At 72.4% G+C, this 12,322-nt stretch carries 14 protein-coding genes and 1 pseudogene; 5 read left to right on the top strand and 10 right to left on the bottom strand.

The window, feature by feature from the left end:
- Positions 1 to 79 precede the first annotated feature (79 nt).
- Complete coding sequence (locus tag ACWD4U_RS10135; protein WP_363450484.1) at positions 80 to 1,096, top strand: hypothetical protein; 1,017 nt, start codon at positions 80 to 82, stop codon at positions 1,094 to 1,096.
- Between the two features lie 100 nt (positions 1,097 to 1,196).
- Here ACWD4U_RS10135 and ACWD4U_RS10130 read toward each other — a convergent pair whose 3' ends face one another.
- From ACWD4U_RS10130 to ACWD4U_RS10120, 3 genes are all read right to left on the bottom strand, one after another.
- A complete protein-coding gene (locus tag ACWD4U_RS10130; protein ID WP_363450486.1) occupies positions 1,197 to 2,444 on the bottom strand; it encodes a S53 family peptidase in 1,248 nt (415 codons plus the stop codon).
- Positions 2,445 to 2,749: 305 nt separating this feature from the next.
- On the bottom strand, positions 2,750 to 3,016 hold the full coding sequence (locus tag ACWD4U_RS10125; protein WP_363450488.1) for a hypothetical protein: 267 nt from the start codon (positions 3,014 to 3,016) through the stop codon (positions 2,750 to 2,752).
- Positions 3,017 to 3,075: 59 nt separating this feature from the next.
- Positions 3,076 to 4,008: a sigma-70 family RNA polymerase sigma factor gene (locus ACWD4U_RS10120; RefSeq protein WP_363450490.1), complete on the bottom strand. Its 933-nt coding sequence runs from the start codon at positions 4,006 to 4,008 to the stop codon at positions 3,076 to 3,078.
- A 101-nt stretch (positions 4,009 to 4,109) separates the two neighbouring features.
- Here ACWD4U_RS10120 and ACWD4U_RS10115 point away from each other — a divergent pair, with 101 nt between their 5' ends.
- On the top strand, positions 4,110 to 4,508 hold the full coding sequence (locus ACWD4U_RS10115) for a hypothetical protein (protein ID WP_363450492.1): 399 nt from the start codon (positions 4,110 to 4,112) through the stop codon (positions 4,506 to 4,508).
- Between the two features lie 7 nt (positions 4,509 to 4,515).
- Here ACWD4U_RS10115 and ACWD4U_RS10110 read toward each other — a convergent pair whose 3' ends face one another.
- Both ACWD4U_RS10110 and ACWD4U_RS10105 read right to left on the bottom strand, forming a co-directional pair.
- Positions 4,516 to 5,388, bottom strand: a complete 873-nt coding sequence (locus tag ACWD4U_RS10110) for a class I SAM-dependent methyltransferase (protein WP_363450494.1) — start codon at positions 5,386 to 5,388, stop codon at positions 4,516 to 4,518.
- A gap of 110 nt (positions 5,389 to 5,498) precedes the next feature.
- Positions 5,499 to 6,692, bottom strand: coding sequence for a serine hydrolase domain-containing protein (locus tag ACWD4U_RS10105; protein WP_363450496.1), 1,194 nt, complete (start codon positions 6,690 to 6,692; stop codon positions 5,499 to 5,501).
- A 99-nt stretch (positions 6,693 to 6,791) separates the two neighbouring features.
- Here ACWD4U_RS10105 and ACWD4U_RS10100 point away from each other — a divergent pair, with 99 nt between their 5' ends.
- Complete coding sequence (locus ACWD4U_RS10100) at positions 6,792 to 7,052, top strand: ATP-binding protein (protein WP_363450498.1); 261 nt, start codon at positions 6,792 to 6,794, stop codon at positions 7,050 to 7,052.
- 18 nt (positions 7,053 to 7,070) lie between these two features.
- Here ACWD4U_RS10100 and ACWD4U_RS10095 read toward each other — a convergent pair whose 3' ends face one another.
- From ACWD4U_RS10095 to ACWD4U_RS10080, 4 genes and pseudogenes are all read right to left on the bottom strand, one after another.
- Positions 7,071 to 7,337 (bottom strand): hypothetical protein, encoded by a 267-nt coding sequence (locus ACWD4U_RS10095; protein WP_363450501.1) that lies wholly within the window; start codon positions 7,335 to 7,337, stop codon positions 7,071 to 7,073.
- 458 nt (positions 7,338 to 7,795) lie between these two features.
- Positions 7,796 to 7,918: pseudogene (locus ACWD4U_RS10090) on the bottom strand (IS630 family transposase); the annotation flags it as partial.
- Between the two features lie 124 nt (positions 7,919 to 8,042).
- Positions 8,043 to 9,338 (bottom strand): hypothetical protein, encoded by a 1,296-nt coding sequence (locus tag ACWD4U_RS10085; protein ID WP_363450505.1) that lies wholly within the window; start codon positions 9,336 to 9,338, stop codon positions 8,043 to 8,045.
- Between the two features lie 176 nt (positions 9,339 to 9,514).
- Positions 9,515 to 9,727 (bottom strand): EF-hand domain-containing protein, encoded by a 213-nt coding sequence (locus tag ACWD4U_RS10080; RefSeq protein ID WP_363450507.1) that lies wholly within the window; start codon positions 9,725 to 9,727, stop codon positions 9,515 to 9,517.
- Positions 9,728 to 9,947: 220 nt separating this feature from the next.
- On the opposite strand from ACWD4U_RS10080, the gene ACWD4U_RS10075 reads away from it, so the two are divergent.
- Together ACWD4U_RS10075 and ACWD4U_RS10070 are read left to right on the top strand one after the other, a co-directional pair.
- On the top strand, positions 9,948 to 10,172 hold the full coding sequence (locus ACWD4U_RS10075; RefSeq protein ID WP_363450509.1) for a hypothetical protein: 225 nt from the start codon (positions 9,948 to 9,950) through the stop codon (positions 10,170 to 10,172).
- A 31-nt stretch (positions 10,173 to 10,203) separates the two neighbouring features.
- Positions 10,204 to 10,587, top strand: coding sequence for a VOC family protein (locus ACWD4U_RS10070; RefSeq protein WP_363450511.1), 384 nt, complete (start codon positions 10,204 to 10,206; stop codon positions 10,585 to 10,587).
- A gap of 69 nt (positions 10,588 to 10,656) precedes the next feature.
- Here ACWD4U_RS10070 and ACWD4U_RS10065 read toward each other — a convergent pair whose 3' ends face one another.
- Positions 10,657 to 12,252: a M4 family metallopeptidase gene (locus ACWD4U_RS10065; protein ID WP_363450513.1), complete on the bottom strand. Its 1,596-nt coding sequence runs from the start codon at positions 12,250 to 12,252 to the stop codon at positions 10,657 to 10,659.
- Positions 12,253 to 12,322 lie beyond the last annotated feature (70 nt).

The following is a 12,322-nucleotide window of genomic DNA, read 5'->3' as shown; positions in this document are numbered from 1 at the left end:
CACGCAGTGCCTGAATGAGGCCCGCCCACGGCATCACACAGCCGTACGAGGGCGTGTGTCGCCATGGTTCGGAGTCGTCATGTCGTCGTTGTCGTACCGGGAGTGGTACCGCCCGAGCCCGCACCTTCCCGGGGCGATCGTCGGTACCGTGGCCTGCCTGACCCCGGCCTTCGCGCCGCTGCCGTTCTGGGTGCAGGCGGTCTTCGACGTGCCGGCCGCGGCTTTCGCCACCTGGACGCTCCACCTGGCGCTGCGGATCCATCCCGCGCTGCGGGCCGACGCCACCGGGCCGGGTCTGGTGCTGATCGCCCCGGGGTCCCTGCTGCGGCCGCGGCGCCTGACCGTCCAGTGGAGCCGGATCGAGGAGATCCGGGTGGTCGAGCAGTTCGAGGACGCCGTCCCGGTGCCCTGCCTGGAGATCGTCCGGAACGACGCCGTGGCGGCGCCGGAGCCGTTCGCCCGCGGCGCGGCTGCCGGGTACGTCCGGCACGCCGTCCGCGGCTGGCTCCCGGACCGGGCCGAGCTGGAGCGGATCGCGGGTCTCGCCGAGCCGGGCATCCGGTTCGCGGAGGCGGTGCCGCCGGCGATCGCCCGGGCGGAGCAGAACCGGCAGACCGACCGCGACGACGCGTCGCCCACCGCCGCCGACCCGCGTTTCCTGCTGGGCCTTTGGCGGTACGGATTCGGCCTGTTCGGCTGGCTCCTGCTGTCCGCGACGCTGCTGGGCTCCACGGTGCCGGACCTCGAGGCCCACCTCGGTGCGGGCCGTCCGGGCGTCTGGACCGCGGAGCCTGAGTACTGCGCCAAGGGCGCCTGCCACGTCCACGGGGACTTCGTCTCGGACGACGGCCGCGTGGTACGCACCGACCTGGCCCTGCGCGGCGACGACTCGCTGTACCCGGCCGGCTTCCAGGTCCGCGCGCGGGACGCGGGCTCGCACGACTACGTGTACCCGCCAGGCGGCCTCGGCAACGACTGGCCGGCGAACGCCCTGCTCACCCTCCTCGCCGCGCTGCCGCTCGCCTTCTGGACCTGGCGGGTCCCGGTCCGCGCGGCCCGCCGCTCCGCGGAACTCGAAGCGGCGCCGTACCTGTAGCCGCGCTGCACCCGTAGCCGTGCCGTACCTGTTGCGGCCGCACGGCCGAGGCCGCCACCCGCACACTGCGGGTGGCGGCCTCTCAGCGTGTGCCGGATCGTCAGCCCTTGAACGCGGTGGTGCCGTTCGGGGTGCCGAGGCCGGTGGGGCCGTCGTAGCCGGCGCCGGCCTTGCACAGGTAGGCCGGGGAGCAGGAGCCGTTGGAGCCGGTGGTCACGTCGAACAGCGACGTGGTGTGGGCGTAGGGGAACGAGGCCGGGCTGGAGCCGCTGCTCGGGGTGCCGGCCAGGGCGTAGACGCCCGCGATGATCGGGGCGGAGGCGCTGGTGCCGCCGTAGACGGCCCAGCCGCTGCCGCCGTAGGTCTGGTAGACGGCGACGCCGGTGGCCGGGTCGGCGACCGCGGAGACGTCGGCGATGGTGCGCTTGCTGCAGCCGGTGTCCTTCTGCCAGCTCGGCTTGGCGTCGTACTTGGAGCAGCCGGAGCCGGTGCCCTCGGTGGAGTTGGTGAGCCAGACGCTCTCCGACCAGCCGCGGGTGCTGGAGTCCTTCTTCAGCGCGGTGCCGCCGACCGCGGTCACGTACCGGGAGGCCGCCGGGTACTGGGCGCCGTAGGCGGAGTCGCCGGAGGAGACGGTGATGGCGACGCCCGGGTGGTTGAAGTAGGAGCTGTCGTAGGAGGTGTCGGCGGAGGACTCGGAGCCGCCGTAGCTGTTGGAGACGAACTTGGCCCCGAGGTTGACCGCGGTGTTCACGGAGGTGCCGAGGTTGGCCATGGTGGCGCTGCTGGCCTCCACCAGGATGATCTTCGCGTTGGGGGCGATCGCGGAGACCATGTCGAGGTCGAGCGAGATCTCGCCCGCCCAGCCGGTGTTGTTCGCCGGGAGCGAGCTGCCGCCGGTCTGGTTGACCTGCTTGAAGCAGCCGCTGGCCTTGGTGCAGGCGGGCAGGCCGTACTGGGCGCGGTAGGTGGCCATGTCCGACTCGGCGTTCGGGTCGTTGTAGGCGTCCACGATCGCGATGGTCATCCCCGCGCCGCCGTTCGCGGCCAGCTTGTACGCGCTGCGCAGGTCGGCCGGACCGTAGCCGGACGGGGTCGCGTTCGGGGTGACTCCGAGCGGCTGGACGGTCTCCACCGTGCTGGTCACACGCAGCGCGTGACAGGCCATGGTGTCGCCCTTGGCGAGCGTGTCGCACGCCTTGACCCAGGACGTGCCGTCCTTGGAGTGGACCTCCGGCCCGGCGGCCGCGCCCGCCGGTCCTGCGGTGGCGAAGGCGGACAGAGCGAGGGCGGCGGCCCCCGCGACGGCGAGGGCCGTGCGGCGGGTTGCGGCGACGGAAGTGCGCATGGGGGATTGCCTCCTGTGGCTGGGGTGACCGGAAGCGGTGCACGCCGAGCCGCGCGGGCGGATGGGTGTCCGGGCGCGCGGCGGGGCAGGCTCGACGGCGGGGATCTGGGGCCGCCGCCGGGCCGGGCGGGTCCGTGGAACCTCGGGACTGGCGTTCGACGCTATCCGGGCATGCTCATGCCCAACAAGAAGTCCGCAGGAATCCGAACCAGCCTTTTACCCCGCCCCGCTGACCCTTTGTCAGTCGACGCCGCTTCGCTCGAGGAGTCTTTGCCTCCGTTTCCCCGGTCCCCTCCCCCGCCCTCCTACCGGGTGTCGCCGGTCCAGTCCCACCGCAGCGGGTTCCCGGGCCGGGGCCGGTAGCGGGAGCGCCCGCCGGCGCCGAAGCGGCCGAGTTCGGTGGAGAGCGCGGTGCCGCCGACGAGCAGCTCGGTGGTCCAGCCGGTGACGTCCAGCAGCAGCCCGTCCAACGGTCCACCGCACAGCTCGCGGTAGGTCCGGCCCGGCCGCGGCCCCGGATCGTCGTGGTCCGCGCCGTAGACCCGGCCCCTCAGCAGCTCCTCGTCGTCCATACCGGCCACCCTCGCAGCCGCCACCGACATCCCCCGGCCGGGCCGCCGCCCTCACCCCGCTAGTCGGCCGGCGTCCAGAGCCGCAGCTTCTCGGGGTTGCGGACCACCCAGATCCGGGTCGCCCGGCCGCCCGCGGTGGCGAAGGCGGCCACCGTGGCGGTCACGCCGCCGAGTTGGGCCACCAGTCCGGGCGCACCGGCCACCGTGCACTCCAGCAGGCGCAGCCCGGGTGCCTTGTCGGCGATCGCGATCATGTACTGCGCGATCCGGGCGCCGCCCTCGACCGGCCGCAGCACGGTGCCGACCAGGCCGCCGCCGTCCGCCGTCATCACCGCGTCCGGGTCCAGCACGCCGACCAGCGCCGCGATGTTCCTGGCCTCCCACGCCTCCTTGACGTGCCGCACCACCTCGGCCTGCCCGACCGTCGAAGTCCCTTGCCCGGCCGCCGAAGTCCCTTGCCCCGCAGCCGACTTCGCGGCCCGCACCCGGCGGCGGCCGGAGCTGGCCAGCTCCCGGCAGGCGCCCGGCGTCCGGCCCACGATGGTGGAGATCTCGGGGAACGAGTACCGGAACACGTCGTGCAGCACGAACGCCACCCGCTCGGCGGGCGTCATCGTCTCCAGCACCACCAGGAACGCCATCGTCACCGACTCGTCCAGGGTGATCTGGTCGGCCGGGTCAGCCGCGGGGAGCCGTCCGGCCCACTCCCCGCGGTCGGGCACCGGCTCCGGCAGCCACTCCCCCACGTACCGCTCGCGCCGGACCCGCGCCGAGCCGAGCACGTCCAGGCAGATCCGCCCGGTCACGGTCGTCAGCCACGCGCCGGGCGACGCGACGGCCTCCCGCTTGCCCGCCGGCTGCGCGAACCACCGGGTGTAGGCCTCCTGCACGGCATCCTCCGCCTCGGTCACCGACCCCAGCAACCGGTAGGCCACGTTGACCAGTTGACGCCGTTCCCCCGGCCCCGCGCCGACCGTCCCGCTCCCCGACACCGCTCCCCCTCCGGCCCCGCCTTGCACTTCGCGGGGCTACGTCGTCGAACGGGTGAGACCTTATCGATCACCTGCCTCCGGGCGGACAAGGGGACTGCACCGTGACCACCCAGACCACCACCTCGTACCGCACCTCGGACCGCGCCGCGACCTTCCTGCGCACGTCGGTCGCGCTGCAGACCCTCGCCATCTTCTTCCAGGCCGTCACCGCCGGCGTGCTGCTCGCCTCCTCCCACGGCGAACTCCTGCACGGCATCGGCGCCCGCGTGATGTACGGCGCCTCCATGCTCTACGTCCTCGCCGCCGTCCTCGCCTGGCGTCCGGGCGGCGGCTCCCCCCGCCCGATCGCCCACGCCGTCGGCTTCCTCACCCTCGCGTCCGTCCAGGTCGTCCTGGGCATCGCCCACGTCCCGTCGGTCCACGTCCCGCTCGGCGTCACCATGTTCGGCCTCAGCATCCTGGACCTGGCCCGGCAGAGCGCCCGCACGCCCCGCCGCTAACAACCCGTCACCGGGTGGGGACGCTCGCGCGCGCCAGGACGGACAGCTCGAACGGCCGCAGCGCGTCGCCGCGTTCCCACTCCGCGGGCGCGATCGCCTCCCGCTGGCCGACGTACTCGACGGGCTGCAGCCGGTGTGCACGCAGCAGCCCGTCCATCTCCTCGACCCCGAGGAAGGTCCGCCACGGCTCGCCCTGCTCCGCGGCCGCCGCCATCACCTGCTCCGCGTAGGCCTGCCCGGCCTCGTCGCGCTGCCCCTCCGGGAGCAGGTGCTCCACGACGATCTCGGTACCGGGCGCGAAGCCGCCGACGGCCGCCAGCGTCCGCCCGACCGCCTCCCGGCTCAGGTACATCGTCACGCCGAGCCAACTCACCAGCGCGGGCCGCTCCGGATCGAAGCCCGCCCCCACCAGGCGCTCCCCCAGGACCGCGGCGCCTTCCCGCTCGAAGTCGACGGGGACGAAGCCCACCGACGACGGCACCTGAACCCCCGCGTCGGCCAGCGCCGCCCGCTTCCACTCCTGCATCCCGGGCCGGTCGACCTCGAACACCCGGACCCGATCCCCCCACGGTGACCGGAACCCGAAGGAGTCCAGCCCCGCCCCGAGCACCACGTACTGCTCGACGCCCCGCCCCACCGCCTCCGCCAGCCGGTCCTCGGTGTACCGGCTCCGGGTGACGGCCGTCGCCCGCGCCCCCGCCAGCACGGGATGCGCACCGTACGCCCGGTGGTACCCGAGCAGTTCCTCGGCCCGCTCCCCCAGCAGCGGCTGGGCCAGCGGGTCGACCAGGATCGAAGGGGTGCCGTCCACGAGGAGGTGCGCCGCACGCGCGGCGGCCGCCATGAGAGCCGTCCGGCTCGGCTGTCCGTTGTTCGCCATGACGCCGAACATTAACGGCAATTTCTGACACTATATCACAAAATGGTCAATTCCTGAAGCACCCTCAGATCCCGATCCGGCCACGAGCCGTTCGACCGCGCCCGCGGGGCTCACGCGGGGGGCTGGTCCAGCAGGGCGCAGACGAAGTCCTCCTCGACGGCGCGCAGGTGGGCCAGCAGGTCGGGGTTGCTCCGCTCGTTGACCTGCGCGGTGAGGGAGACGGTGACACTGCGGCGGCCGTCCGGGGTGCCGGCGCCGAACTGGGTGTAGCCGGCGGTGTTGCCCGTGTGGCCGTACACCACACCGCAGCGGGTGGTGTACTCGAAGATCGCCAGCCCGGCGCGGTTGGCCCCGGGACCCGCGGGCTCGGAGCTGCCCGCGACGAAGGCGCGCTGCTGCTCACGGGTGGCGTCGCTGATCAGCGGCCCGCCCGCGTACCCGGCCGCGAAGGCGCTGAAGTCCTTCGGCGTGGACACGATGCCGCCGGACGCCCAGGCGCCGGAGGCGCCGAACTGGGTGCTGACGTCCTCGGGCGCGGTGTTCGGACGGACGGCGTAGCCGTGCAGGTAGGGCGTGGGCAGCAGGTAGCCGGACGGCAGGCTGGTCCGGGTCAGGCCCAGTTGCCGGTAGACCTCCGAGTCCAGCAGGTCCTCGTAGCGCTGACCGGTCGCGGCCTCGGCCATCAGGGCGACGGCGATGTTGTCGGAGTTGGAGTAGTGGTACCGCGAACCGGGGTCGAACTCCAGCGGCTTCTCCGCGACGAAATCGAGCAGGTGCCGGGAGTCGAACACCCGGTGCGGGTCGGCGAGGAGCAGCTCGACGAAGTCGGGCGAGTTGCTGTAGTCCGGCAGCCCGCTGGTGTGGTTGAGCAGCTGACGCAGCGTCACCGCGCCCCAGGCGGCGGGCAGCGAGGGCAGCCGGTCGGCGAGGGTGTCGTCCAGGCCGAGCAGGCCGCAGTCGACCAGGCGCAGTGCGACCGCGCCGCTGAACGCCTTCGCGGCGCTCGCCAGCCGCATGTGGTCGCCCGGCTGCGGCGGCCGCCCGGTACCCACCTCCGCCACCCCGGCGCGGTACACCCGCAGGTGCTCACCGTCGCGGAGCACCGCGATCGCCCCGGGCGGCCCGTCCGGCCGGTCCACCAGTTCCTGCAGGCGGGCCCGCAGCGCGCGGTCGCCGTCCCCGTGCGACCGCGCGGCGGCGGGCCCGGCGGGCACCAGCGCCAGCGCGGCAGCGGCGGCGAGCAGCGCGGTGACCGCGTGCCCACCGCGACGGGTCAGCGGAGAACGGCGCGAGCGCAGCGACACAGAAACCCTCCGAACGACGAGTCGGCGGCGCGACCGATCGCCGCCCCGGCTGCAAGGCATCACCCACCGACAACGCCCGGAAACAGCACCGGCCCACCCGTGACCCACCTGGCCGAGCGCACACCTGAAACTCCTTCAGATACCTGTCCGGCCACGGCTGTACGGGTAGGCCTCTTCACGGTCACCTCGAACCTGGCCTGCGGGCGCTCGGGAGAGACGTTCTCCGCTGACGTCGTGGCCGCCGCGATGATCGACCGCCTGGTTCGCCACGCCCACGTCCTTACTCTCGCCAGCGACACCTACCGCAACCGCCGGTGCCGCGAACTCCTCGCACATGACAAGCGCGCACACCACGACTGAACGGGCCGATGCCTGCGCCTACGTTCTGACAGCGTTCAGCCGCCACCACGAGCTGTCCCGCTCCAGCTCCTCCAGATCTCGAGCCCTCTGTTCGACGTGGTCGACGAACTCGGCCGGCAGCCTGACGCCGTGGTCGAGGACGTAGTGAGCGAGCCCTTCCGGCCAGAGGTAGTAGCCATCGGTGAGATCACGGGACCCGTTGGAGCGCGAACACAGCCGGCACCTCGACGCTCCCATCCAGGACGCGGCCACCTGCCCGTGGTCCAGATAGTCCGCGATCCACAACCGTTCCTGCCGCTTCAGGACGGTGGCTGCAGCCAGCGCCGTGCCGCAGCGAGATTCACCTCGATGTCATCGCTCCAGGAGCAGACCTCCAGCCATGAGAGGTAGCCGCCTTGCGCGAAGACCAGGACCTCACCAGGGCACTCGCCGGTCTCGGTGAACAGCTGCATGTCGGCAGCCACGACAGTGCCGAGCCCCGTCGGCGCGGGCTCCACCGCGTCGGCGTCGAGCTCGAAGTAGGCACTGCCGCACCCGCACGTACAACGCGATTGCACCCTCAGTCGGGGCACCTGCCGTCGGAGGGCGACGTGAGCGGGCTCGTCCGGGTTCAGGACGAGGTCAAGCACGTCGGCTACATCCTCGGGCAGGCTGTCAGTCATACCGCCACCGTAGCTGACCAGCGGCTTTAAGCTTCGACCAATTCCGGGTCCGTCGACCCGGACCTCACAGGTCCAGGGCAGGCCGAGGTCGGCCGCGGCGAGGTTTGCCGATGTCACGCTTGACCAGCAACCAGACGCCATCGGTCGGGTTGGGTCCGGAGCATAAGTGGGCAGCTGGAACACCGTGAGCCACTCCGCGTTCGCTACCTGCTCACGTTCGACGCGGACCTGCCCGTTGACCCCTTGCTTGCGTGTGGCCACGCCTTCATAAGCCGTCCTCGCGGGGAAATGCCGCCCGGCGGCTACGGCCGGCCGCGCTGGCATCGGCTCAGAGGTTCTGCAGGTAGGCGCGGTGGACGGTGTATGCGGCGTCGCGTGGGGTCGGGTGGAGGAGGACGTCGTCGGTGGCGGCGTCGGCGATGAAGTAGCCCTCGTAGACGGCGACCCAGCCTTCGCCGAGGCCGGCCAGGCCGCGTTCGACCCAGCCGGGTTCGCGGGTGTCGCCGGTGACCAGGTAGACGTCCGGGTGGCCGGACCAGCCTTCGAGGGCCCAGCCGTCGCCGAAGACGCGCGGGTCGAGCGGGATGCGGAGCTCGACCGAGCCGGGGACTCCGCGCAGTTGCGGGTGCTGAGGCACCGTCACCGCCGCGTGCTCGTCCTCCGCGGACGGGAGGGCGTCGGCCTGCTGCGCCCGGTGCTGGTCGACCAGGTCGCGCAGCCGGCCGGCGCCCTCGTCGGAGGGGTTCGGCGCTCCTCCCCGGGACGAAACGGCCTCGGTCACCGGGGCCTGGGTTTCCACCCGCGGTCGAACGGCACCGGACAACGAACGGTCGGCCAGGCCCTGCGTTTCCACCCGCGGCTGAACATGGTCGGCCAGGCCCTGGGTTTCCGCCCGGGACGGAACGGCTTCCGCCTCGGGGCCGGCGGCAACAGTGCCGGAATCCCCGCGCGGCTCGACCCGGCCGTCCACACCGTCCCCCTGGTGCGGGAGCGGGCGAGCCACCGGGGTCTGAGCTTCGCCTCGCGGGGGAACGGCACGCGAGGCGGCAGGATCGACCGCGCGGCGCAGCACGGTCGTGACGGCGGACACCGCCGGGGCCGTTTCGTCCCGGGGAGGAATCTCGGGCTCGGCCGGGTGCCGGTCGCTCTCGTGGTGGGCCGTCAGGATGCGTTCGGCGAGTTCGTGGTGGCGGGCGAAGTAGCGCTCGGCGGCTTGGCGGAGGTCGTCCAGGGCCTGTTCGGCGAGGGCGTGGTCGTCGTTGCGGACCGCGCGTTCGAGCTGGAGCAGGTAGACCAGGTCGTGCTGGCGCAGCTTTCCGCCGAGGGCGAGCAGTTCCTCGGTGTCGGCGCTCACGGGGAAGTCGCCGGGCAGCGGGGGTTCCCGGCGGGAGGCGTCGGCGGCGCGGGTGAGGGCCTTGGAGCGGCGGTCGCGCTCGCCCTGCCGCTCGCGCTCGCGTTGCCGGTCGGCCTTGGACGAGCACGCCTTCGAGCAGTACTTCGGCCGGCGTCCGCGGCCGCCCCAGACCAGTTCGATGCCGCACACCTGGCACGCCGACGCGTCGGCCACGCTCGGCTCCGGCACGGCGGAGGCGTTCACGGTGTTCCTGCCCGGGGAGAAAGTCACGGCGTGGATGCTAACGGGGGGCTGCACCGCGTTCTCCCCCGGGGGGAATCCCGGGCCCCGCCCCCCACCATCCGCCTCGCGCACCGGCGTCGCGGGGCGACATGACGACGGCCGGCCAGGAAGGAGGCGCACCAGCGGGTGCGCGGGATCCTGCCGGGCCGGCCGTCGTCGAGGGGTCAGTCCCCGAGGGAGGCGTAGAACTCCTCGAAGGAGAGCTTGCCGTCGCCGTTGGCGTCCCGCCGGGCGATGATGGCCTGCGCGACGGTCTCGGTGACGTTGAAGTCGCCGAGCTGCGCCATGACCGCCTTGTGCTCGGCCGCGGTGATCCGGCCGTCGCCGTCGAGGTCGAGTCGCGCGAACGCCTGCCGGGCCTCGTCGATGTCCGCCATGTGGGTCCACCCCTTTCTGGTGCTTTTCTGGGCGCGGCCACAATAGCCGCCACCGCGTGCTACTTGTAACGGCGGCCGCCTCCTCCGCCGCCGCGCCCGGGTCATCGGGGCAGGTCACTCGCCCGGTCGTCGCCGCTGGCTGCGGGTACCGCCGACGATTTGACTGGTCGCCAGTTGCCGGCCGGTCCCGGTCGGCCCGAGGAAGTCACGAGGAGTCAAGGTGTTGCGAAGCTCTGCGGTGGCGGCCGCCGTCGCCCTGCTGTTCTCGGTCGCGCCGACCACGGCCCATGCGCAGGCTTCCGCGCCCCCGGACCGGACGGGCCTGTCCGTGTCGCCGATCCCGATCGGGGTTCCGATCGTGCTGCTCTTCGTCCCCGCCGCGTTGATCTTCATCCCCGCCCTCGTCGGCGAACTGCCGCGCCCCACCGGCCCCGCCCCCGCCTGACACCTGACACCTGACACCTACACTCGCCCGTATGGCATGCCGCATCAGTGAGTTGGTCCTGGACTGCGCCGACCCCGAGCGCCTCGCCGCCTTCTGGAGCGAGGTGCTCGGCTACGTGGAGATCGGACGTGAGCCGGACGGAAGCATCGAGATCGGTCCGCCGGACGTCGGGTTCGGCGGGCCGTTGCCGACCCTGGTGCTGAGTCCGAGCAGTGACCCGCGCCGCGGGAAGCTCCCCCTGCACCTGGACGTGAGCCCCACCGACCGTGACCAGCACGCCGAGCTGGAACGCCTCCTCGCCCTCGGCGCCCGCCCCGCAGACGTGGGCCAGACCGGCGAAGAACCCTGGCACGTCCTCGCCGACCCGGAGGGCAACGAGTTCTGCCTGCTCCGGTCCCGCATCGCCGCGGTCTGACGACCGCCGCGTGGCGGTACGCCCGGTGTGTGTTCACCGGTCGTACCGCCACGGGGAGGTGAGGGAGTGTCAGGCGACGTTGACCGCGCTCCAGGCGGCGGCGATGGCCTTGTACTCGGTGCTGGTGCTGCCGTAGAGGTCGCGGGCCGCGTTCAGGGAGGCGAGTCGGGCGCCCTTGTAGTCGGTGGTGGAGGTCATGTAGACGGTGAGGGCGCGGTACCAGATGGCGGCGACCTTCTGGTTGCCGATGCCGGCGACGGTGGAGCCGTTGCAGGTCGGCGAGTTGTAGCTGACGCCGTTGAGGGTCTTGGCGCCGCTGCCCTCGCTGGCGAGGTAGAACCAGTGGTTGCCGACGCCGGAGGAGTTGTGGACGTCCAGCCGGCCGACCGACTTGCTCCAGCAGTCCGCGGAGCTGCCGTCGAGCGAGGGCTTGTCGAAGCGGCGCAGCCACGGCGGGGTGGACTGGTCGGAGAACAGGTAGTCGCCCTTGTCGACGGCGTTGTTGGCGTAGAACTCGACCATGGTGCCGAAGATGTCGCTGGTGGACTCGTTGAGGCCGCCGGACTCGCCGCTGTAGCGGAGGTTGGCGGTGGCGCTGGTGACGCCGTGGGTCATCTCGTGGCCCATGGTGTCGAGGTCGACCTGCTCGGGGTCGGTGGTGCCGTTGCCGTCACCGGTCATCATGCAGAAGCAGGTGTCGGACCACTGGGCGTTGTCCCAGTTGGTGCCGACGTGCACGAAGACGGTGGCGCCCTTGCCGTCGTTCTTGATGCCGCTGCGGCCGAAGGTGTTCTTGTAGTAGTCGTACGTCCAGGCGGTGTTGGCGTGGGCGTCGACGGCGGCGGTGGCGCGGTCGGTGGAGAACTTCTTCCCGTCGCCCCAGACGTTGTCGGCGTCGGTGTAGAGGGTGCCCGAGGTCGCCTTGATGCTGCTGGCCGACAGGTTGTGGGCGTCCTTGGTGGTGTGGCCGCGGACCGGGTCGATCAGCGCGTAGGTGCCGTTCGCCTGCAGGGTGGTGGCGATGCTGATGTCGCCGGTGTACTCGGAGTGGCCGGTGCCGGTGGCCTGGTGCTCGGAGTCGTAGGCGTCGATGGCCTCGCCGGTGGTGGCGTCGGTGACGACGACCCGGCCGCTGGGCTGGCCCTGCTTGCCGGTGCCGCTGACAGTGGTCTGCCAGGCCAGGCGGGCGGTGCCGTCGGCCGCCCAGATGACGAGCTCGGGGGTGGAGGTGGCGTCGGCTATGCCGGGGGCCTCGCTCAGCGCGCGGGCGGCGCTGGTCTGGGCCGGCACGGCGGGGCTGGTGGTCTTGACGGCCGGGTTGTGGCCCTTGGCGCGGGAGCTGTCCTTGAGCTTGCCGCGGGCGTCCTGATGGACCACCAGGTCGCCGCCGATGACGGCCAGCCCCTGGTAGGTGCGGTCGAAGCGGACGTGCTGGGTGCCGTCCGCGTCGATGACGACGTCCTTGACCTTGAGGTCCTGGCCGGCGCCGTAGCCGAACTGGTCGGCGTTGTGGGAGACGTTGGCCTTGGCCTTGGCGATCGCCGCGTCCCGGCCGACGGCGGCGGTGGCGGTGCCGCACTGGACGGCGGTGGCGACGAGGGCGGCAGTGGCAGCCAGCGCGCCGGCCGTGAGGGTGCGGCGGCGCGAGGAGGAGGTGGGGCTCACTCGGTACTCCAGTCGGGTAGCTGCTGGGTAGCTGAGTGAGAGCTTGACGATGAACAGGCAAACAGTTCTA

The sequence above is a fragment of the Kitasatospora sp. NPDC002522 genome, assembly GCF_053595195.1.
Note: the sequence above shows the minus strand (reverse complement) of the source record. Positions and strands in the feature narration are given on the sequence as shown.

Excerpts from the sequence above, each read along its gene's own strand:
- ACWD4U_RS10080 (WP_363450507.1), bottom strand. The coding sequence starts at position 9,727 with ATGGCGGACATCGACGAGGCCCGGCAGGCGTTCGCGCGACTCGACCTC.
- ACWD4U_RS10135 (WP_363450484.1), top strand. The coding sequence starts at position 80 with ATGTCGTCGTTGTCGTACCGGGAGTGGTACCGCCCGAGCCCGCACCTT.
- ACWD4U_RS10070 (WP_363450511.1), top strand. The coding sequence starts at position 10,204 with ATGGCATGCCGCATCAGTGAGTTGGTCCTGGACTGCGCCGACCCCGAG.
- ACWD4U_RS10130 (WP_363450486.1), bottom strand. The coding sequence starts at position 2,444 with ATGCGCACTTCCGTCGCCGCAACCCGCCGCACGGCCCTCGCCGTCGCG.
- ACWD4U_RS10125 (WP_363450488.1), bottom strand. The coding sequence starts at position 3,016 with ATGGACGACGAGGAGCTGCTGAGGGGCCGGGTCTACGGCGCGGACCAC.
- ACWD4U_RS10110 (WP_363450494.1), bottom strand. The coding sequence starts at position 5,388 with ATGGCGAACAACGGACAGCCGAGCCGGACGGCTCTCATGGCGGCCGCC.